The sequence below is a fragment of the Acinetobacter apis genome, from assembly GCF_900197575.1.
In the GTDB taxonomy this organism is placed as follows: Bacteria; Pseudomonadota; Gammaproteobacteria; order Pseudomonadales; family Moraxellaceae; genus Acinetobacter; species Acinetobacter apis.
Window position 1 is genome coordinate 109160 of sequence record NZ_FZLN01000004.1, and the last position, 21367, is coordinate 130526.

The following is a 21367-nucleotide window of genomic DNA, read 5'->3' on the forward strand; positions in this document are numbered from 1 at the left end:
ACCTTGCTATAACCTGATTAACTTGCAAAATACATGGGTTGGGAAGTCATGAAAAAAGTCATCATGGCGCTGGGATTAGCCAGTGCGTTGTTAGGCGGAACATCTGTTTGGGCAGAAAATACAGCGAGCTCAACGGCTGAATCTACCGCTGCCGTCAGTGTCACCGAAACGGTATCTAGCGCACCCACAACAGCTGTTGTTGTTGCCGAAGTACCTGTTGCACCTGCTGCTGCAACAGCAAAATTAGACACAGGCGACACTGCCTGGGTCCTTATTTCAACGGCATTGGTTTTGATGATGACCATTCCCGGTTTAGCATTATTTTACGGCGGTATGGTACGTAAGAAAAATGTGCTTGCAACCATGGGGCATAGCTTAATTGCAACAGCAATTGTCAGCATTGTTTGGGTCACTGTTGGTTATACTTTAGCATTTGATAGTGGCAATGCATTTATTGGTGGCTTTAGTAAAGTCATGCTTTCAGGCATTGGTCTTGATACATTGCAAGGTACAATTCCTGAAATTTTATTTGTAATTTTCCAAATGACTTTTGCAATCATTACAGTTGCAATTATCAGTGGTTCAATTGCTGAACGTATGAAATTTGGTGCATTTGTTGCCTTCATTAGTATTTGGGTGATTGTCGTTTATGCACCGATTACACACTGGGTATGGGGTGGCGGCTGGTTAGGTAAAGACGGCGCACTTGATTTCGCAGGTGGTACAGTTGTTCACATTAACTCAGGTGTTGCAGGTTTAGTTGCAGCATATATGTTAGGTAAACGCGTAGGTTTGGGCAAAGAATCTATGGCACCACATAACTTAACGCTAACAGTGATTGGCGCAAGTTTACTGTGGGTAGGCTGGTTTGGTTTTAATGGTGGTTCAGCTTTAGGTGCAAATGGCGCTGCAGGCTATGCTTTAGTTACGACACAAGTGGCTGCTGCTGCTGCTGCAATTTCTTGGGCAATGGTAGAAAAAGTTGCACGTGGTAAAACATCAATCTTAGGTATTGCATCAGGTGCAGTTGCAGGTTTAGTGGTTATTACACCAGCTGCGGGCTTTGTGACCGTAGGCGGTTCATTAATCATGGGGCTTATTGGTGGTGTAGTTTGTTTCTGGGGTACTAGCACATTAAAACGCATGCTTAAAGCAGATGATTCATTAGATGCTTTTGGCTTACATGCAGTCGGCGGTATTGCAGGAGCGGTACTCACCGGTCTATTTGCAAGCTCATTTATTATGGGTGATAAAGCACCAACAGATATGGTTCATCAGTTATGGATTCAAGTCGAAGGTGTGTTAGCAACGATTGCATATAGCGCTGTATGTACATTTATCATCTTAAAAATTATTGATGTTGTGATTGGCATTCGTGTAAGTCAAGATGAAGAGCGCATGGGGCTTGATTTAAGTCAGCATGGCGAAAAAATCGAATAATATTGTTTATTAAAAGCCCCATATTTGGGGCTTTTTTTATTTTAAACACAACATTTAGTATCTTATGCTTTTTTGATACACTACAAAAAAATAAATGAGCTGATTGAATTCATCATGCATTGTCCATTTTGTAATGTGCCCGACAGTAAAGTTATTGATTCAAGATTGGCAGCAGCAGGCAGCCAAATACGTAGGCGCCGTGAGTGCACAAGCTGTGGTGAGCGTTTCACAACATTTGAAACCTATGAAGTGGTGATGCCACGCGTCATCAAGTCCAATGGAAAAAATGAACCTTTTGATGAAGCAAAGCTCAAACGTTCATTAATGCATGCCTTACAAAAGCGTCCTGTGATGCAAGAACAAATTGAAGCAGTATTACATGATATTCAACAAACAATTCGCCGTTTAGGAGAACGAGATGTAAGCTCGTTAAAAATTGGTGAGATTGTCATGCAAGCATTATTTTTATTAGACCATGTGGCTTATGTACGCTTCGCATCGGTATATCAAGATTTTCAGGATGTTGAAGCATTTAGAAAACAAATCGAACAAATGCAAAATACGAGTCCAAAATGAATCAAAAATTTACACAACAAGATCAGCGTTTTATGTTGGACGCCATTGAGTTGGCAAAAAAAGGAATTTATAGCACCAAACCTAATCCGAATGTCGGCTGTGTGATTGTAAAAGATGGGCAGGTGATTGGAACAGGCTTTCATCCACGGGCAGGGCAGCCTCATGCTGAAGTATTTGCATTACAGATGGCAGGTGAACATGCCGAAGGTGCAACAGCATATGTCACTTTAGAGCCTTGCGCACACTATGGTAAAACACCACCCTGTGCTCATGCATTGGTTCGTGCCAAAGTGGAAAAAGTCATTGTTGCCAATTCAGATCCTAATCCTTTGGTAGGCGGTAAAGGGGTTGCTTTATTGGAAGCGGCAGGTATTGTGGTTGAAACAGGCTTATGTGCTGAACAAGCATCTGTGCTGAATCAAGGCTTTCTCAAAAAAATGGCCACAGGGCAACCCTATGTACGGTTAAAAGTCGCATCAAGTTTAGATGGTCGAACCGCAATGGCTTCAGGTGAGTCAAAATGGATTACAGGCCCAAATGCACGCCAAGATGTACAACATTTTAGAGCCATTTCGGGCGCTGTGATGACAGGAATTGCGACAGTACTTGCAGATGACTGCCAATTGAATGTAAGACAATTACCAAATATAGATATTACAACCGTTGTCCAACCTAAACGTATCATTTTAGACCGTCAAGGGCGGCTGCCTTTAACAGCAAAGATTTTACAACAGCCTGATCAGGTGATTGTAATGACGCCTGAACGTGAAGATTTAAAACAATTGGGCGTGACACAGTTGCCGGTACAGCCCTTAGATACTTTATTAACAACTTTGGCAGCAGACCACCATATTTACGATATTTTGGTCGAAGCTGGAGCAACCTTAGCGACTGCATTTTTACAAGCAGGTTTGGTCGATGAGATGATTCATTACATCGCACCGACATTGTTAGGACAATTAGCACGTCCCATGTTCCAAGCGGACTTTTCAACGCTTGCACAGCAACACCGTTTTCAATTGCTAGAATCAGTGCAACTAGGGCATGATTTAAGATTGCGTTTAGTGCCGACCAATGGGGATCTATGACTGTAGAAAGCACGGTATATCATAAACGCCGACATGCCGCCCGAACCACAGATGAGTATTTATTTCATCAGTTGGTGCCTTATTTAGGCAACAAACGCCGTCTGTTACATTTAATCCTTGAAGCATTAGAGATGACAGGCACCATGACCACCGAAAATAAAACTGCACCTGCACCTATTTTTGCAGACTTTTTTGCAGGCAGTGGCGTGGTTTCTCGTTTGGCACGGCAAAATGGGTATCGTGTGATTGCCAATGATTGGGAACCATATAGTCATGCTTTAAATAATGCGGTGTTGTCATGTGTTGAAGCTCCAGCATTTAAACAACTAGGTGGTTATCAGCAGGCGATTGATCATTTAAATCATTTGCCTTTAGTGAATGGATGGGTAACTCAGCATTTATGCCCAAAAGATGATGAACACTATGACCCAATCACAGATCGCTTGTTCTTCAAACGAAAAAATGGCATGCGAATTGATGCGATACGTCAGCAAATTGCAGCTTGGCAGGCGGAAGGCGCGATTGATCATGTTGAGATGAGCGCATTATTGGCTCCTTTATTGTATTCAGCCAGTTTTGTCAGCAACACGAGTGGTGTATTTAAAAGCTTTCACCATGGTTGGGGCGGAAAAACACAAACGGCATTGGAGCGCATTGAATCCTTACTTTGGCTTGCCCCTAGCCGATTCTGTGATCAAGGTGTAGTGAATCAGCCCGCTGCAGAAATGTGGTGTGTAGATGCACAACACTTGGCCAATCAAATGGCGCACTTTGAAGTCGATGTAGCCTATTTAGATCCACCTTATAATCAACATGCTTATAGCAGCAATTATCATGTACTCAATTCATTGACGCTATGGGATCAATTAAACTTACCATCACCAGATACCAAAGGCTATAAAAGCGGGATTGATCGTGCATGGCGCAAAGAGCGTCCGAGTTTATATAATTCATCGAAATATGCCAAAGAAGCTTATGAAAAGTTGCTTGCAACAGTCAATGCACGCTATATCCTGACCAGCTATTCTACCGATGGAAATATTTCTGCTACTGACTTATTAAAAGCCAATTTGACACGTGGTAAAGTGATGTTGGTTACACAAGATGTGCCTCGTTATCGAGTCAGTAAACAGCGTCAATCTGAACGTGCTCGTGTGCTTGAGTTTATCGTGATTACAGATACACACGCCAAATCAGGCCCTGCACTTGGTCAATTGTTGGGACAGCTATACCATTATGCTGAACTCGGTGGTGTGGATACATCAAGTGTCAGTTCACAATTGGCGCTTTGGTAAATTATAAAGGAAATCAAAATGTTTACAGGTATTGTTGAACGCACAGGTCAAGTGAAAAGCATTCAAAGCATGCAAGGCGATGTTCGTATAACCATTCAAACCAGTTTAGATTTATCAGATGTTCAGTTGGGTGACTCAATTGCGACCAATGGTATTTGTTTAACCGTTGTGGCATGGGGTGAAAATTGGTATGCAGCTGATGTTTCGCGTGAAAGCTTACATCGAACCACATTAAATGATTGGACTTTAGGTCAAATTGTGAATGTAGAAAAAGCCATGTTACCCACCACTCGTTTTGGCGGTCATATTGTGAGTGGACATGTTGATGTGGTTGGAGAAATCATTGCAAAACGTCAGGATGCTCGTTCATTGTATTTTGAAATTGCGGCACCACAAAGCATTGCAAAATATTTGGCAGAAAAAGGTTCTGTCACTGTAGATGGCATGAGTTTAACCATTAATCATTTAAATGGTGCTATCATCAGTTTAAATTTGATTCCACATACTGCTGAACGAACCAATATTTCAACATGGACAATCGGACGTCAAGTAAACTTAGAAGTAGATATTTTAGCACGCTATATTGAACGTTTATTGCTTGGCGACCGTGCAGCAGAAGTGGCTCCAGCATCGAAAGTTAGCATGTCATTTTTAGCAGAACATGGCTTTTTAAAATAAACTTTATTTGGCTGAAGCTTTATTTTGATTCAAAGCAATGTCTAATTCTTCTTCAGCAGCATCTTGTAGTTGATGGTTTAATTGGCTGACAGCTTGTTGAATCTGTTGCATAAGTCCTTCAGCTTCAAGTTCTAGTCGAATTTGAATGTTCTCGATGACTTGCTGTATTTCAGGCTGTAACACTTTATTTTTATTATTTTTTGTTGTAGATACAGGCATGGCTAAGCTTACTTTTTGATAACGAGCAGCTTGTTGGCTATATTCTTGATGCAGCGCTGCTTGTAAGTCATATCCTGCTTGTTGTTGTGCCTTATGCTTTGCTGTTTCATGTTGAATCAATGCATCAATGTAAGCCTGTTGAGATTGGCGCTGCATGTGTAAGGATTGTTCTAAAGCATGTTGCTCTCGAATTCGAGCCGCTTCAATCAGTTCAGCTTTGTATGCAGCATAAGCGGTTTCAATCCGTGCTTGAGATTGTATTTGTAATTCTTGATCGTTTTTTTGCCATGTTGGGAAGTCGGTATCAAATGACAGCAAATCACAGACATGGTTAAGCTCGTCTAAATAAGTTTGTCTGACATCGACTGGGGTTTTTAGCCAACGTGTTTTAAAATCTGCACCAACATTCAATGCCACAGCCGTTATGCTCCAAATAGCGAAAATTACAATTTAAATGTGCGGGGTGAAATCCCAAGTTGCCGATAATGTTTAAATTTCTCTCGGCCTATTATTTTAGTCTGTTCTTTATTTTCTATAATTTCAATAATGTGTTGAAACGTATCTTGTATTGATATTGCAGTTGAACTGAAATTAAACACAATCCAAGCTCCTTCTGTGGGTAAGGTCGCTGAAATGCATACCTGTCCATCAGTATCATGGATACCATGTGGAATGAAACTTGTGTCATCAAAGCCCCATAAGGTGTCATCCAATACCGTTTGGAGTGCAGCATCAGGGCAGTACCACCACAGTTTTGCAGCTTGCTTTAAAATTTTACGTGCCAAACGGCAAGCACTATGTGCTTGCGGTTCGGTACTTTTTTCAAATAAATAAAAACTAACTTGAGTCATTATTTAACGCGATTGGCAATAAATTGAGTCAGTAAAGGTACTGGGCGACCAGATGATCCTTTTGCAGCACCTGATACCCATGCAGTACCTGCAACATCAAGGTGTGCCCAGCGATATTCACGTGTAAAACGCTGTAAGAAACATGCCGCTGAAATTGCGCCGCCACCAACAGGGCCCGTAATGTTGGCAATGTCTGCAAATGGTGAGTCTAAACCATCTTGATAATCATCAATGACAGGTAAACGCCACACACGGTCAAATGAAGTTTCACCCGCTGTTTCTAGTTCATGAATCAGTTCATCATCAGGTGAGAATGCACCTGTCAAAATTTTACCTAAAGCCACGACACACGCACCTGTTAATGTCGCAATATCAATCACAACAGCAGGATTAAAACGTTTGACATAGGTTAATGCATCGCATAGTACCAAACGGCCTTCTGCATCGGTGTTTAAAATTTCTACTGTTTGTCCGCTCATGGTTTTCACAATGTCACCTGGACGAGTCGCTTTTGCTGACGGCATATTTTCTGCTGCTGCAATTAAACCGACCACATGAATTGGGAGGTTAGCTTCACAGATGGCACGCAACGTACCAAATACAGAAGCGCCACCGCCCATATCAAACTTCATTTCATCCATGCCAGCACCAGGCTTCAATGAAATACCACCTGTATCAAAGGTAATTGCTTTACCCACCAAGACCACAGGCGCTTCTTCACGATCAGAATTATATTCTAGTGTGATAATACGACCTGGGCGGTCAGAACCTTGGCTCACCGCTAAAAATGCGCCCATACCAAGGTCTGCAATCTGTTGTTCATCAAGGACTGTTAATTTTAAATGGTTTGGATATGCTTTAACCAGTTCTTCAGCTACGGTCACTAAGTATTCTGGATAGCAGGTATTGCCCGGTTTGTTGCCTAAATCACGTGCAAGATTTTGACCTGATTGTAATGCATTTAACAATTCAATCTGTTGAGCTGTTAATTGGCTATTGGAGAAATAGACTTGCTCAAGCACTTGTTGGTGTTTAGTCGATTTAAACTCATCAAAAGTATAGTTGGCTTGGGTCAGCTGTAGTGCAAAAATATATTGAAATTTTGCTGGCAATGCTGCGACATTAATTTCAATTGCAGCATGTTTTTTTTGTGCAACGGTAATAATGTGTTGTGCAAGCGTTGCCAATTTTTTTTGTGCCAATTGCTCAGTGTCACCTAAACCAAGGAGCGTGAGAAATGGCGTTTCTGTGCTCAGACCAACGAGTGGTAGCTGTTCAGAAAATTGGGCTTTAAATTGGGTTGCAGTGACAACATCACTGAGTGTTTCAATGCTTTTATTGGCAATGAGCTGTTCTAAAGCAGACTGATCAACCAAAGAAAACACAACAGCAGGTTGGTTTTGTGGCGCGGTGATGGTTAATTTCATATGTTTTTATAAACCTTCGTGTAAAATATCATACATGGTGATTAATCAATGATCTCATACCATGAAATAGATACTGAAAATAAGAAGAAACGACTTATTGGATACATTCATTAAATCGCATTAAATGTTGCTGATTCAAGTCTTTTATGATGGAACATCACTTTATTCTGCATCTATGTGGATGAAAGCAAAAGAAGATAGGTTTTTTCTTCATTATATTCGGTTAAACTAACGCGACATCAAATTTTGATTTAATGGACAAGCCTTTTGATTATTAGACGTTATCTTGTTAAGCAGGTTGTATCAACATCAATTGTTGTCATTGCTTTACTGACCTTGATTATGATGGGCGGTCGTCTCATTAAATATTTTGGGGTTGCTGCGCAAGGCCGTTTAGATACAGGTGTGCTGTTTAGTATTATTGGCTATCGTTTGCCTGAATTTCTCACCCTCATTATGCCACTTGGCTTTTTTATTGGTTTAATGCTGGTATTTGGACGTTTATATACTGACAGCGAAATGGCGGTATTTAATGCCAGCGGTATTAGCCGTAATCGTTTGGCACGTTTACTGATTCCATTAACCACTGTCTTTTTAATTGTGCAAATAGCTTTAATGGCTTGGATTTCACCTTGGGGTATTCGTAAGTTTGAGGCATTGACCAGTGCACAAGCTGTTCGTACAGGGTTTGATTTGGTCCGTCCAAAAGAGTTCGTTTCATCAGGGCCTTATACCATTTACGCAAGTGATTTGTCTGAAGACCGAAAAAATTTAAAAAATGTGGTCTTTTACCAGCGTGCTCAAAGTGAAAACAAACCAGATATTGTTATTTTGGCCAAAGAAGCCAAACGCGTTGAAATTCCAAACGATCCTGCCAATGTCGTTGACTTGATTGAAGGGCGCCGTTATGAGCTATATCCTGGACAACCAAAATATTCTCAAGCTGAATTTAAGAGTTATCGGTTAAGAATAGAAAATAATAGTGCAGAAGCGGCATCAGGAGATGAAGCAGAAGCGATGCCTTTATTAAATTTATGGGATAAACGCAATGATCCTGTTATTCAAAGTGAATTGGGATGGCGCGTATTTGGACCGTTTATTATTGTAATTGCGCTGATGCTCGCTACCATTTTATCTGAAGTGAATCCGCGTCAAGGGCGTTATTACCGTTTATTACCAGGCATTTTAATTTTTGCCAGCTTAATTGTGGCTTTAATGGCGGTCAAAACACGAATTACTCGTGATGAGCTAGGCATATGGGCATATCCAACTGTTCTTGCCGTGTATGCGCTGGTTACCTATTGGTTTTTGAGAACACCTAAACGTTCACCAAAAACAATTTCTACATCGAGCAAGTGAGGTCTTATCAATGTTCGCACGCCGTATTATTGCAAAACATGTGACAGGTACGACCGCACTAGCGATGTTAGGGGCTACTGCTGTTTTAACTTTATTACAAGCATTATTTACTTATTTATCCGAGTTAAGCCAACTTAAACATGGCTATAACGCGGTACAAGCATTGCAGTATGTCTTTTGGAATACACCGCGTTATTTATATCAAATTTTACCTATTTCAGCATTAATTGGGTCGGTGATTGGTTTAGGGACACTCGCATCGAATAGTGAACTTGTAGTGATGCGCTCGATTGGGGTGAGTTTGTGGCGTATTGTGGGCTGGGTCATTCGTTCAGCCATGATTTTAGTGATTCTTTCATTTGCATTGAGTGAGTGGGTTATTCCTTATAGTAATGAACGTGCAGATGGTTTGAAACGGCATCAAACTGTTGCCTCCTTAGGTGAAGTTAAAGGCTATTGGACACGTGAAGGACAGCGCTTTATTTATATTGATTACGCCAATGCTGAAGGAGCATTACGCAATATTCAAGTACTCGATTTTGATGACCAATACCGCTTAAACACTTTAGTCAATGCAAAAACAGGGCAGTTTAAATCAGATGGGCAGTGGACTTTAAATCAAGTCAATCAAGTGAAAATTCAGCAAACTGGAAATGCAATTTTAGATCAGCAAACCCAAACAGCTTTTCCATTTGCATTACAACCACGTTATGTCCACATGGTGACAATAGATCCTGAAGATTTGTCCCCAAGCCAATTGGTTTCATTTATTCATTATTTATCTGAATATAGCCAAGTACCGAAAGCGTATCAATTGGCATTTTGGAAAAAAGTGGGCATGCCATTTTCTTTGATTGCGCTCGTGGTGGTGGCTTGTTCATTTATATTTGGTCCATTGCGTCAGCAATCTATGGGTTTTCGACTGGTGATTGCACTCTTTGTTGGGCTCGGTTTTTATTATATTCAAGACTTCTTGGGTTATGCGAGTTTGGTTTATTTACCATCACCTGCGTGGTTTGTTTTTGGCCCAATTGTCTTAATTTTAGTGGCGGGTGGCTATTTGTTAAATCGCGCAAAATAGTCCGTAATATACGTGTACATTCTTTGTAGCCTACCACCTTGGTAACATAGTTTCTTGCCAAAAACTTAGGTAATATAAAAATTTCAGTAGACAACGAAGAGAATATACGATGACGGACGCTAAGGTTGGCAAGATCCCGCATATCTTGGTTATTATGGATGGAGTAGGTCACCGTGAAGCCGTTGAAGACAACGCTTTTTTGGCAGCAAAAACACCTAATTTGACCGCATTGAAACAAAAACATCCGCATGGTTTAATTTCTGGTTCTGGTGAAGATGTCGGCTTGCCTGATGGGCAAATGGGGAACTCGGAAGTTGGACATATGAATCTTGGTGCAGGCCGTGTGCTTTATCAAGATTTCACACGCATTACCAAAGATATTCGTACTGGTGATTTCTTTGAAAACCAAGTATTGGTGAATGCGGTTGAAAAAGCAAAAGCAGCTCAAGGCGCCGTGCATATCATTGGCTTGCTTTCTGCAGGCGGTGTTCATGCGCATGAAGACCATATTGTTGCCATGTGTAAACTTGCACTAGAACGTTCAGCAACCGTGTATTTACATGCGTTTTTAGATGGACGTGATACGCCACCAAAAAGTGCTGAATCTTCGCTTAAAAAACTCAATGATTTGTTTGCAAGTTATGAACATAAAGGCCGCATTGTCACGATGATTGGTCGCTACTTTGCAATGGATCGTGATAATCGTTGGGATCGCGTGGAACAAGCATATCGCTTGTTAACAGAAGGTGAGGCATTACGTACAGCTACAACGCCTGAAGACGGTTTAGCACAAGCCTATGCAGCAGATGAAACCGATGAATTTGTTAAAGCGACTCGAATTGGCGATAAAACACCGATTCAAGATGGCGATAGCGTCGTGTTTATGAACTTCCGTGCAGACCGTGCTCGAGAATTGACGCGTGCATTTGTTGAAGATGGTTTTACAGGCTTTGAACGTAAAGTACAGCCAAAATTATCTGAATTTGTCATGTTAACGCGTTACCAAGCGACTATTCATGCACCTGTTGCTTATATGCCGGGCGAGTTACACAACAGTTTAGGTGAGTATTTATCAAACTTGGGTAAAACCCAGCTTCGAATTGCTGAAACTGAAAAGTATGCTCATGTAACATTCTTCTTTAGCGGTGGCCGAGAAGATGAATATCCAGGTGAAACACGGATTTTAGTACCATCACCGAATGTAGCAACATATGACTTAAAACCTGAAATGAGCGCATTTGAAGTCACAGACAAAGTGGTTGAGGCGATTGAATCTGAAGCATTTGATCTTATCGTCATTAACTATGCAAATGGTGATATGGTTGGGCATACAGGTGTCTTTGATGCAGCAGTTAAAGCAGTAGAAACGGTAGATACATGTGTTGGCCGTGTTTATGATGCAGTAACTGCAAAGAAAGGACACATGATTGTTACAGCAGATCATGGTAATGTAGAGCAAATGCAGGATTATGAAAGTGGTCAGTTGCATACACAACATACCACAGAGCCTGTACCGTTTATTTATGTTGGCCCAACGCAAGCAACGATTGCAAGTGGCGGGATTTTGGCAGATGTTGCCCCAACGTTGTTAAGTTTAATGAAATTGCCGATTCCTAAAGAAATGGAAGGACGTAATCTGATTACTTTGACAACGTAAGTACAAAAGGATGATGAATGACTCAGCAACTCAAAGCCCTCTGCCTATGGATCAGCTTAATGGGTTGCTCAAGTTATTCGCTTGCTGCTGAGCCCGTGCTTGCGCAGCAAGCTGCTGCAACAGATGAAGACAATACAGATAACCTATTGTTAACACAAGAAATACCTGTAGAGTCGATTCAGCGTTTTGTGCAAATTTATGCGCTAGTTAAAGAAAATTATGTCGATGAAAAACCAGATGATCAGCTCTTTGAGCAAGCAATTCGTGGCTTGGTCGGCGGATTAGACAAGTATTCACGATATTTATCTGCAGAAGATTATAAGCAATTATTACAATATACCGAAGGCGATTTAGCATCAGTCGATTTTGATTTGCAATACGATAAATCACGTCATCAATGGTATATCCAAGGTTTACGTGGTTCGGCAGATTCTTTGAAATTGGGCTTAGCCAATGGCATGTTGGTCTATAAGCTAGATAATCAAGAGTTAAAAGGGCTTAATCCAGAACAGGTCCGTAATATTTTATATGGCTCTGTAGGTACTGTGCTTAATGTGCAAACATCACCATCAAGCCCCGCAATTACTGTAGTTCGAAACAAAAAAATTGAAATAGAAATTAGCCAAACTTTATTAAAAAATCAGGTTCTAGTGATTAAAGTACCTGTGTTTCAACAAGAAACAGCCAATGAAATTAAAAATATCTTAGAAGAATATGCACGAAACAAGCAAAAAATTAATGTGGTGTTGTTTGATTTGCGAAATAACCCTGGCGGTTTGCTTTCAGCAGCAGTCGAAACAGCAGATTTGTTTTTAAATAATGGTGTTATTGTCAGTACCAAAAGCCGTTCAGAAGGCAGTCAAACCTTTCAAGCTTTACCCAATAAAGAGTTTAAAGATTTAAAATTAGGTATTTTGATTAATCATCGTTCTGCATCTGCAGCGGAAGTCTTTACAGCTGCTTTAAAAGACCATTCACGGGCTTGGGTGATGGGTGAAAAAAGCTATGGCAAAGGTGTAGTGCAAAAATTATTTCCTTTGCCCAATGGCGCAGCCATTCAAATGACGGTTTCACATTATTTTACCCCCAATGGCAGCATGATTGATGGTATTGGTATTGAGCCGAATGAAAAAATACCATTGGCTGCCGATGTGAAAGACAGCCAATATATTGATAATGTGACCGAAAGTTTACTTAAACACCAAACGCCAAACGAATAGTGTTTAAATAATTGATATTCATTTATTTTTGAGGTTTTTAAGTTTATGCATTGGTTTTAGGGAGGAAAAAGGTTGCTAATCCAAGTAACGGGATAAATGAGCACACTTTAAATACCCATTCAATCCCATATTGGTCTGCAAACATACCTATTCCAGCTGCTGCGATCCCACTTATTCCGAACATAAAACCAAACATGACTCCTGCAACCATGCCTACGCGTCCAGGAACTGCTTCTTGTGCATAAACCACCATTGCTGAAAAAGCAGAAGACAGAATAAGTCCTGCAACCATTGCAAAAATAACCGTCCAAAATAAATTTGCATAAGGTAATAAGATCGCAAATGGGATCATGCCTAAAAACGAGATCCAAATTACAGCTTTACGTCCAACTTTATCCCCAATGGGTCCACCAGCAAAAGTTCCAACTGCACTGGCTGCTAAAAATGCAAACAAATACAGTTGTGCATGCTGTAAGGAGATATGAAATTTATCTATCAAATAAAAAGTATAATAATTACTTAGACTTGCAATATATGTGAACTTTGCAAACATCAACAATGACATAATCGCCAAAGCACGTATGAATATGTTCCCTTGTAGTTTATAAGGCGTAGCTACTGCGCGGGTTAACATTTTCTGTGTATATTGAACAGTCCACTGACTCACTTTAAATAAGATAAATATTGCAAGAATTACAAACCCTATAAACCAAGCAGTTGCGATTTGTCCATTCGGCACAATAATGATAGCAGCTAACAATGGACCGATGGCAGAGCCTGAATTGCCACCTACTTGAAATGCTGATTGTGCTGTACCAAATCGGCCACCTGATGCCAATCGTGCGACACGAGATGCTTCTGGATGAAAAGCTGATGAGCCTATGCCAATAAAAATAGCTGAGATTAATACAACGACAAAACTTGGCGCAATTGCCAATAATCCAATTCCAATCAAGGTAATCACCATTCCTATTGGTAATAAATAGGGTTTAGGATTTTTATCTGTATACAGGCCGATCCATGGCTGTAGTAATGAGGCTGTAATTTGATAAACAAGCGTGATTAGCCCCACTTGTGTAAAACTCAGCGAAAAATTTTCTTTTAATAATGGATAGATTGCAGGCAGTATCGCTTGAATTAAATCATTGAGAAAATGTGCAGATGCAATCGCACAAATGATGGAAACAACCATTTTTTGTTTTTGTGTATTTTCTATCTTCAAAGCCTTTTGAGCAGATCCTTGCATTACATATCATTCCCTTGGTTGATGAATATGGTATTTTAATTTGTCATCTGTATGCTTAAGTTCCAATAATCATCGCATAAGTGACATTTTAAATGTTTAATTTGAGGCCTTTGTGAGTCAATCTATTATATCTTCCGAAAAGCTTATGGTTGGACTCGGTTCTCAATATGCTTATCAGAGTGTTATTGCACCACATACACACAATCAAGCACAACTCTTGTATGCTTCTGAAGGTATTATCCGCGTTTATACTCCAGATAATGTTTGGGTGATTCCTCCTCAGTACGCTTTATGGATTCCTGCAAATATTGAACATCGCGTAGTCTCTCTAAGCAATGTTTGTTTAAGTACCGTTTTAGTTGAGAAAAAAGCTGCCAATTTACTCGGTCAAACATGTTTTATTGTTCGGGTCAGTCACTTGTTACGTGAGTTAATTTTACGTCTTAACCAGCCAAACCGTTTAGACTTAAACAAAAACGAGCAAGATGAAGCCATTGAAAAATCTTTACAAATCCTAATTTTCGATGAAATTAAACACGCTTTCACCGTTCCCATGACCATTCCTTGGCCAAAAGATGCGCGTTTAATTCGAATTTGTGAAGAGCTGATGCAACATCCCAACACCTATAAAAACTTAACCTTTTGGGCAGATCAGATTGGTACAAGTAGTCGAACATTAATTCGCTTATTTCAAAAAGAAACAGGACTAAATTATCGTGCTTGGATTCAGCAAATGCATATTGCGCTTGCTTTAGGAAAATTATCACGTGGTGAATCTATTTCACAAATTGCATCATCTTTGGGCTATTGTAGTAGCAGTGCTTTTAGTGCCATGTTTAAAAAACACTTGAATGAATCTCCTCAGTATTTCAGGAAATAAGCAGGACGGTTGGTATTTGATATTAAAAATTGAGAAAAATAAAATTTATTAATCCAATTAAACGCAAACCATCAACACATGAATTGCGGTGTGTTTGAAATACTTTAGGGAAGTGATCATTTATGGCAACAAGCTAAAGTTTAACTGCAAAAACAGACACTTTAGCTTGTATTTTTATTTGCATTACATCGGTTAATGCAAGCTGTTATTAGTATTCTTTCGCATCGTCTAAGCCAAACTTTTTTAAACGATAACGTAGGGAACGAAAGGACATATTAAGTTTTTTTGCAGCCTGCGTGCGATTCCAATAGGTTTGGTTAAGCGTGTCAATTAAAATGCTTTTTTCAATCGATTCAAGGTAGGCTTCAAGCCCGTCTTCAAGCAGATTGGCTTGTGGCACATCAATTGGTGCAGAAACAGCCTTGTAGGATACTTGCTGTGGCTCAGGCGAGCTCTGTGGCGCTGCGATCACTTTGGTTTGAATAGGAAGGTGGATTAAATCAATTGCGACCCCATCACATAACGTAATCGCTTTTTCTAACACATTCCTTAACTCACGAATATTGCCATGATATGGCTGCTGATTTAGCCATGCTTTGGCATCAGTGGTGAGCTCTTTTTTTGTTTCTTGCCATTCTTGGCAAATTTCAGCTATAAAATGTTCCGCCAATAACATGATGTCTTCACCACGTTCACGCAGTGGAGGTAAATAAATGTCCATGACATGTAAACGGAAGAATAAATCTTGTCTAAAACGACCTTGATGTACCAATTGTTCTAAATTTTGATGGGTGGCACTGATAATGCGAAAGTCTACAGGAATTTCTGTATCTGTTCCTAAAGGACGTATTTTCTTTTCTTGAACAGCACGTAAAAGTTTGACTTGCATATTCAACGGCAGTTCAGCAATTTCATCTAAAAATAGTGTGCCGCCATCTGCCGCTAAAATTAAACCAACTTTATTTTGATGTGCGCCTGTAAAACTGCCTTTGGCATAACCAAAAAACTCGCTTTCCATCAATTCACTTGGAATAGCACCACAGTTAATTGCAACAAAAGGGCTGTCTTTGCGCGGGCTATGTTGATGAATAAGGCGAGCTGCAACTTCTTTTCCTGTGCCTGACTCACCTGTAATAAACACAGGGGCTTGTGTTTGCGCCATTTTTTTTAAATCAGAACGCAGTTTTTGAATGACAGGGGACGTACCAATTAATGTTTGGCTCGCATCAAATGAATCGTTTTGACCATCCGTTTGTAAGTTTTGGTATTGAATGACTTTATTGAGTAATTTTTTGAGTGCATCGGTATCAATCGGTTTATTGATAAAATCAAAAGCGCCTGCTTTTAAGGCATCAATAGCAAGATCCATGTTGCCATGAGCTGTTAGTACAGCAATGGGTAAATGATCATAATTTTGGACCACATGATGTACCAACTCAAGACCACTGCCATCAGGCAAGTGAATATCGGTAATACATGCATCATAACTTTGTTTTTTTAACTTGAGTTTTGCTTGGCTAATGGTGTGCGCCACTTCAGAACGTATGCCTAAGCGTTTTAAACTCATTTGAATCAGCATACATAAATCGACTTCATCGTCAATAAGAAGGACGATGGGTAAGTTGTTTTTCATAATGCCCCACTGTATTTAAATATTTATCTCTGCAAGCGGACATTCAATGCGAAAGCAGGTGGTGTTATCCTGTCTGCTATAACTCAATGTTGCTTGGTTGGCTTCACACAAACTGCGAGATAAATAAAGCCCTAGGCCAGTACCCTTAGGCTCGGTTGTAAAAAAAGGATCAAATAAACTTGCTGCATGTAACGCAGAAATTCCGACCCCAAAATCAAGTACATCAATCATAGCACTATTATGCTTGATAGATGCTTGAAGTTTAATATAACGATGATTTTTTGCATTATGACGAATGGCATTACGCAGTAAATTAATAAGAATTTGCCGTAAATGCAATTCATCAAAGTAAATGGCAATCTCAGTGTCTAAATCTAACAAAATCTGATCTTGAATGTCAGATAAATCTTCTTTTAACAATGTGTTAATAAAAGTTTTTAAATGAATATGGGTAGGCTCAGGTGCTGTGTGACGAGCCATATCTAACGTAGATTGAATGATTTTATTGATGCGTTGACTTTGTTTTTCAATCATTTGTTGCAACATTTGTTGCTGTTCATAATCTGAACCTAACGTGAGTTCGTTGGCTTGTACAATACTTGATAGCGGATTACGAATTTCATGTGCAATACTGGCAGACAGTTGTCCTAAAGCGGCAAGTTTAAGTTGTTGAACATGCTGATTTAATCGCTTTGCATCTTGCATAATAAGCAAAGTCAATTGTTGACGTGGTACTGTCAGTTTTTGCACGCGAATGTCAATATTGACTTGGCCTTCGGGAATCTGTTGTTCAAACAGAAAACGTTCACCTTCAAAAAAGTTTTTTTGTTGTAATTTAAAATTTAAAGATTCATGAATTAAAGACAGTGGCTGTCGTTGGGTAAGCACTGTGGTTGGAATGTTCAGTAAAGACTGTGCTGCAGGGTTAATTAAAATAATCGATCGATTTTCATTTAAAATTAAATACCCCATGTCAGTTTGTTCTAAAATATAACGGTTTAAGTCTTGCAGTTGAGTCAGTTCAAGAGACTGATATTTATTAACTTGTTGTAAGACTTGGAAGTGTTTCACTACAAATTGCGAGATGCTATACACTGCAAGAAAAATCGCCGTTAAAATCATGCTGTTGGTTAAGTTGTCGAGTGTTGCAAACCTAAACCATGAGCCAACAAAAGGAGCATAGGTGACTGAAATAATAGCAATTAATGTAATGGTGAGTGCTGTTTTTTTGCGTATTAGCAAGTTGCTAATAAAGATACTTGTGACAAACAACAAGCTAATATGCAAGTTGGTGCTGCCAACAATAAAACTGATTAAACTAAAAGCTAAAATATCTATACTAATGAAAGAGATAATAATATAGCGCAGAGTTCTTGGACGCAGAATCAAAGCAATAAGCTGAAAAATATTAATGAGGGTATAGAAAAATACCACCAACAAATAAAAATCAAGGTAACGTGTTTCTGCCTGACTCAGCGTTAAAAAAAAGATTGCAAGTAAGGCACAAGCAATCAGTAAACGATAAATTCCATACCAAACGCCTAGCCGATAAAATCTTTTAAAAGCGTTTGATATTGTAATTTGCATAATTAAGGCTGAATAAGATTGTAGCGAATTGCAAGATGAGTCAATTTTACATCACTATCAATATTTAGTTTTTCAAAAATACGATAGCGGTAAGTGTTGACGGTTTTCACACTCACAAACAACTTATCTGCAATGGATTGTGCGTTATGACAATTCACCACCATCATTGCAACTTGTATTTCACGCTCTGACAGTTGGTCAAACGGTGACATTTGTGTGTCGGATAAATACGAGCTTGCCAATTGTTCTGCAATATCAGCACTAAAATATTTACCACCTTGAATCACTTTTTTAATGGCACGCACCATTTCAGTAATTGGCGCACCTTTTGTAATATAACCTTTAGCGCCGGCTTTGAGTACTAAAGATGGGTAAGGTTCTTCTGCTAGCCCACTCACAGCAATCACACGTGTTTCAGGAATGCTCTGTACAAGGCGTCTTGTTGTTTCAATACCACCAATCCCTGGCATGTTTACATCAAGTAAAATAATATTCGGGTGATGCTCTCGAGCAAGCGTAAGCGCCTCTTCACCAGATTCAGCTTGACCAATCACGTTTATATCGACTTGATCTGCAAGCATACGACAAATCCCTGTACGAACAAGCTCATGATCATCTACAACTAGAACTGAAATCACGGTTTTTACCTCATGGGTTAACTTTTTTGTTACTAAAAGCAAATAAAAGCAAATTAAACTTGCAATAGAACTATAAAATTCGCAATGCTATCCTAAAATGCAACTTAAAAGTTGTGGATTGTTACCTAACTTACATCAAATGTCATTTGATCCCAATGTAAGTCATCTTGGTATAAATAAGCAAATGTATCTTATCGCACTTTGAGTCGAGTTGAGTCTGTGAAAACTTTTAAAAAAACGTTTAAATACATGCTAGGCATGTCTCTTTTAATGGGTCTGAGTGTTTCAAGCTTTGCAGACCTGACTTTAAATAGTAACCCTGTTACTTCACAAAAAAGACCAATTAGTTGGTCAACCAACGAAGCAAAAGAATTATTATTGTCTGAAGATGCAGAAGGCATTGATTTAACCCCTCAAGGCAGTACGACATCTTCAACCACATTACGACTTGGGCGCGCACCTACTGCTGTTTCAGATACACGCTATTCTAATAACCTTGGACCATCTGTTCAAGCAGGTTCTGCTTTAGTGATGGATGCAAAAACTGGCGAAGTCTTATTCAGTAAGAATAGCAATTTTTCGCGTCCAATGGCATCTATTACCAAGCTAATGACTGCAATTATTACAGCAGATGCACATTTAAATATGTCAGAAGAGATTACGCTTGATCCGATTGACTTTGTCGGTCCAAAACAAGCGAGTACCCGTTTACGTGCAGGGGATACCATGAACCGTGCCGAAGTACTGTTAATGGCACTCATGAAATCAGAGAACCCTGCAGCAGCTGCTTTAGCGCGTACATATCCAGGCGGTAAACCTGCGTTTATTGCTGCCATGAATGCAAAATCGCACCAATTGGGTATGACATCAACACGTTATTATGAATCGACAGGTTTAGATGCACGTAATGTCTCTTCAGCACGTGATTTAGCAATTTTAGTGACGGAAGCATATAAATATGGCGTGATTCGTCAGTTTTCATCTACACCACATTATGACTTTAACCTTGGCTATCGTATGTTAAATGCGAGTAATACCAATGCATTGGTACGTAATGGCGAGTGGAATATTAATTTGTCTAAAACAGGCTATATTAATGAAGCAGGTCGTTGTGTTGTGATGCATACAACGGTGAATTCACGTCCTGCTGTGGTGGTTTTAATGGGAGAACCATCAACACAAGCACGTAATGCTGATGCAACAGATTTATTGACTTGGCTAAGCGGTTTACCACAAGACATTTAAGCTAAAAAGACGTTAACATACATTTGCAACGCATAAAAAAAGCCCTGTTTCAGGGCTTTTTTTATGCGTGGTTCAATTAATCCATATTGGATAAAATTGAGTGTTTCACATCGTTCATGGTGGCATCAATCGTCAGCATGACAGCATCAGCACATTGTTGAATCGCTGTATCTGGATCTTTTAAGCCATTGCCAGTGACGGTACATACAATGACTGAACCTTCAGCAATTTTACCTGCTTTGATGTCACGAATTGCACCGCCAAGTGATGCTGCAGAAGCAGGCTCAACAAATACGCCTTCATACATTGCAAGCATACGCTGAGCATCTAAGATTTCACTGTCATGTAGCTCATCAAACCAACCATTTGAATCACGTACCACAGCTTTTGCATGGTCCCAACTTTGTGGGTGACCGATACGAATGGCTGTTGCCACAGTTTCAGGCTTCGCAACTGGCGCACCTCTTAAAAACGGCGCTGCGCCAGATGCTTGGTAACCGACCATTTTTGGACGACCATCAGGTGATGGACCTGTAAAACGGTCTGTTGCCGCATCATAAACAACTTGTTGAAATTCATCCGCAGGTTGGTTTGCAACTGCTTCAGTGTAGCCCATCCAATGCGCTGTAATATTGCCTGCATTCCCAACAGGTAAACAGTGATAATCTGGCGCACGACCAAGTGCTTCAACAATTTCATATGCAATGGTCTTTTGACCTTGTAAACGATATGGATTAATCGAGTTTACAATGGTCACAGGTGCTTCACTTGCAATGTTCTTCACCAAGCGCATGCCATCATCAAAATTACCACGGATTTGCATAGTGATTGCACCATACATCATTGCTTGAGCAAGTTTGCCCATTGCAATTTTTCCTTCAGGAATTAATACAAATGCTTTAATGCCAGCACGTGCTGCATAGGCTGCTGCTGCCGCTGATGTATTGCCTGTAGATGCACAAATAATTGCTTTTGAACCTTCTTCAACTGCTTTTGTTACAGCCATGGTCATACCACGGTCTTTAAATGAGCCTGTTGGGTTTAAGCCTTCATATTTGACATAAATTTCGACATCTTTACCAATAATACGCGGAATATTCTCAAGCTTAATCAGTGGCGTATTACCTTCGCCTAAAGAAATTGCACGAGTAGATGCAGATACAGGTAAACGATCACGATAACGATCTACAAGACCAGTGTAGCGGTTGGCATTAGACATGATATGTTCCAATAGATTGTATTAAAAC

At 39.9% G+C, this 21367-nt stretch carries 19 protein-coding genes; 11 read left to right on the forward strand and 8 right to left on the reverse strand.

Features of this window, described 5'->3' with window-relative positions; genetic code table 11:
- Positions 1–48: 48 nt before the first annotated feature.
- From CFY84_RS09935 to CFY84_RS09955, 5 genes are all read left to right on the forward strand, one after another.
- Positions 49–1440, forward strand: coding sequence for an ammonium transporter (locus tag CFY84_RS09935; protein ID WP_088824240.1), 1392 nt, complete (start codon positions 49–51; stop codon positions 1438–1440).
- A gap of 114 nt (positions 1441–1554) precedes the next feature.
- Positions 1555–2016: a transcriptional regulator NrdR gene (nrdR, locus tag CFY84_RS09940; protein WP_088824195.1), complete on the forward strand. Its 462-nt coding sequence runs from the start codon at positions 1555–1557 to the stop codon at positions 2014–2016.
- A complete protein-coding gene (gene ribD, locus CFY84_RS09945; RefSeq protein ID WP_088824196.1) occupies positions 2013–3104 on the forward strand; it encodes a bifunctional diaminohydroxyphosphoribosylaminopyrimidine deaminase/5-amino-6-(5-phosphoribosylamino)uracil reductase RibD in 1092 nt (363 codons plus the stop codon). Before nrdR ends, ribD begins: the two co-directional genes overlap by 4 nt.
- On the forward strand, positions 3101–4399 hold the full coding sequence (locus CFY84_RS09950; protein WP_088824197.1) for a DNA adenine methylase: 1299 nt from the start codon (positions 3101–3103) through the stop codon (positions 4397–4399). The genes ribD and CFY84_RS09950 overlap by 4 nt, the downstream gene beginning before the upstream one ends.
- Positions 4400–4417: 18 nt before the next feature.
- Complete coding sequence (locus CFY84_RS09955) at positions 4418–5077, forward strand: riboflavin synthase (protein WP_088824198.1); 660 nt, start codon at positions 4418–4420, stop codon at positions 5075–5077.
- A gap of 3 nt (positions 5078–5080) precedes the next feature.
- Here the strand turns inward: CFY84_RS09955 and CFY84_RS09960 are convergent, their stop codons facing one another.
- Genes CFY84_RS09960 through CFY84_RS09970 form a run of 3 tightly spaced genes read right to left on the reverse strand, consistent with a single transcriptional unit; the run spans position 5081 to position 7574 of the window.
- Positions 5081–5713, reverse strand: coding sequence for a hypothetical protein (locus tag CFY84_RS09960; protein ID WP_088824199.1), 633 nt, complete (start codon positions 5711–5713; stop codon positions 5081–5083).
- Positions 5714–5739: 26 nt separating this feature from the next.
- Positions 5740–6147: a DNA polymerase III subunit chi gene (locus CFY84_RS09965; protein WP_088824200.1), complete on the reverse strand. Its 408-nt coding sequence runs from the start codon at positions 6145–6147 to the stop codon at positions 5740–5742.
- Positions 6147–7574 (reverse strand): leucyl aminopeptidase, encoded by a 1428-nt coding sequence (locus tag CFY84_RS09970; RefSeq protein ID WP_088824201.1) that lies wholly within the window; start codon positions 7572–7574, stop codon positions 6147–6149. Before CFY84_RS09970 ends, CFY84_RS09965 begins: the two co-directional genes overlap by 1 nt.
- 267 nt (positions 7575–7841) lie before the next feature.
- Here CFY84_RS09970 and lptF point away from each other — a divergent pair, with 267 nt between their 5' ends.
- The 4 genes from lptF (at position 7842) to CFY84_RS09990 (ending at position 12891) form a co-directional block, all read left to right on the forward strand.
- Positions 7842–8933: an LPS export ABC transporter permease LptF gene (gene lptF / locus CFY84_RS09975; protein WP_088824202.1), complete on the forward strand. Its 1092-nt coding sequence runs from the start codon at positions 7842–7844 to the stop codon at positions 8931–8933.
- A 10-nt stretch (positions 8934–8943) separates the two neighbouring features.
- Positions 8944–10014 (forward strand): LPS export ABC transporter permease LptG, encoded by a 1071-nt coding sequence (gene lptG / locus CFY84_RS09980; RefSeq protein ID WP_088824203.1) that lies wholly within the window; start codon positions 8944–8946, stop codon positions 10012–10014.
- 109 nt (positions 10015–10123) lie between these two features.
- Complete coding sequence (gpmI, locus tag CFY84_RS09985) at positions 10124–11671, forward strand: 2,3-bisphosphoglycerate-independent phosphoglycerate mutase (protein ID WP_088824204.1); 1548 nt, start codon at positions 10124–10126, stop codon at positions 11669–11671.
- Positions 11672–11688: 17 nt separating this feature from the next.
- Positions 11689–12891 (forward strand): S41 family peptidase, encoded by a 1203-nt coding sequence (locus tag CFY84_RS09990; RefSeq protein ID WP_088824205.1) that lies wholly within the window; start codon positions 11689–11691, stop codon positions 12889–12891.
- Positions 12892–12934: 43 nt separating this feature from the next.
- Here the strand turns inward: CFY84_RS09990 and CFY84_RS09995 are convergent, their stop codons facing one another.
- Entirely contained in the window at positions 12935–14137 is a 1203-nt protein-coding gene (locus CFY84_RS09995; protein WP_088824206.1) for an MFS transporter, read from the reverse strand.
- Between the two features lie 112 nt (positions 14138–14249).
- On the opposite strand from CFY84_RS09995, the gene CFY84_RS10000 reads away from it, so the two are divergent.
- Positions 14250–15017 (forward strand): AraC family transcriptional regulator, encoded by a 768-nt coding sequence (locus tag CFY84_RS10000; protein ID WP_171289075.1) that lies wholly within the window; start codon positions 14250–14252, stop codon positions 15015–15017.
- Between the two features lie 208 nt (positions 15018–15225).
- Here the strand turns inward: CFY84_RS10000 and CFY84_RS10005 are convergent, their stop codons facing one another.
- From CFY84_RS10005 to gacA, 3 genes are read right to left on the reverse strand one after another with little or no spacing between them, the layout of a single operon-like run.
- On the reverse strand, positions 15226–16650 hold the full coding sequence (locus tag CFY84_RS10005) for a sigma-54-dependent transcriptional regulator (RefSeq protein WP_088824208.1): 1425 nt from the start codon (positions 16648–16650) through the stop codon (positions 15226–15228).
- Positions 16651–16665: 15 nt separating this feature from the next.
- Positions 16666–18237 (reverse strand): sensor histidine kinase, encoded by a 1572-nt coding sequence (locus CFY84_RS10010; RefSeq protein ID WP_088824209.1) that lies wholly within the window; start codon positions 18235–18237, stop codon positions 16666–16668.
- Positions 18238–18239: 2 nt separating this feature from the next.
- A complete protein-coding gene (gene gacA, locus CFY84_RS10015) occupies positions 18240–18875 on the reverse strand; it encodes a response regulator transcription factor GacA (RefSeq protein WP_088824210.1) in 636 nt (211 codons plus the stop codon).
- A gap of 219 nt (positions 18876–19094) precedes the next feature.
- Here gacA and CFY84_RS10020 point away from each other — a divergent pair, with 219 nt between their 5' ends.
- Positions 19095–20120, forward strand: a complete 1026-nt coding sequence (locus tag CFY84_RS10020; RefSeq protein WP_143218784.1) for a serine hydrolase — start codon at positions 19095–19097, stop codon at positions 20118–20120.
- Positions 20121–20196: 76 nt separating this feature from the next.
- Here the strand turns inward: CFY84_RS10020 and thrC are convergent, their stop codons facing one another.
- On the reverse strand, positions 20197–21339 hold the full coding sequence (gene thrC, locus CFY84_RS10025; protein WP_088824212.1) for a threonine synthase: 1143 nt from the start codon (positions 21337–21339) through the stop codon (positions 20197–20199).
- Positions 21340–21367: the final 28 nt, after the last annotated feature.

Bases quoted from the DNA above. Each gene is read 5' to 3' on its own strand.
- CFY84_RS09935 (WP_088824240.1), top strand. From the start codon at position 49: ATGAAAAAAGTCATCATGGCGCTGGGATTAGCCAGTGCGTTGTTAGGC.
- nrdR (WP_088824195.1), top strand. From the start codon at position 1,555: ATGCATTGTCCATTTTGTAATGTGCCCGACAGTAAAGTTATTGATTCA.
- ribD (WP_088824196.1), top strand. From the start codon at position 2,013: ATGAATCAAAAATTTACACAACAAGATCAGCGTTTTATGTTGGACGCC.
- CFY84_RS09950 (WP_088824197.1), top strand. From the start codon at position 3,101: ATGACTGTAGAAAGCACGGTATATCATAAACGCCGACATGCCGCCCGA.
- CFY84_RS09955 (WP_088824198.1), top strand. From the start codon at position 4,418: ATGTTTACAGGTATTGTTGAACGCACAGGTCAAGTGAAAAGCATTCAA.
- CFY84_RS09965 (WP_088824200.1), bottom strand. From the start codon at position 6,147: ATGACTCAAGTTAGTTTTTATTTATTTGAAAAAAGTACCGAACCGCAA.
- CFY84_RS09970 (WP_088824201.1), bottom strand. From the start codon at position 7,574: ATGAAATTAACCATCACCGCGCCACAAAACCAACCTGCTGTTGTGTTT.
- lptG (WP_088824203.1), top strand. From the start codon at position 8,944: ATGTTCGCACGCCGTATTATTGCAAAACATGTGACAGGTACGACCGCA.
- gpmI (WP_088824204.1), top strand. From the start codon at position 10,124: ATGACGGACGCTAAGGTTGGCAAGATCCCGCATATCTTGGTTATTATG.
- CFY84_RS09990 (WP_088824205.1), top strand. From the start codon at position 11,689: ATGACTCAGCAACTCAAAGCCCTCTGCCTATGGATCAGCTTAATGGGT.
- CFY84_RS09995 (WP_088824206.1), bottom strand. From the start codon at position 14,137: ATGCAAGGATCTGCTCAAAAGGCTTTGAAGATAGAAAATACACAAAAA.
- CFY84_RS10005 (WP_088824208.1), bottom strand. From the start codon at position 16,650: ATGAAAAACAACTTACCCATCGTCCTTCTTATTGACGATGAAGTCGAT.
- CFY84_RS10010 (WP_088824209.1), bottom strand. From the start codon at position 18,237: ATGCAAATTACAATATCAAACGCTTTTAAAAGATTTTATCGGCTAGGC.
- thrC (WP_088824212.1), bottom strand. From the start codon at position 21,339: ATGTCTAATGCCAACCGCTACACTGGTCTTGTAGATCGTTATCGTGAT.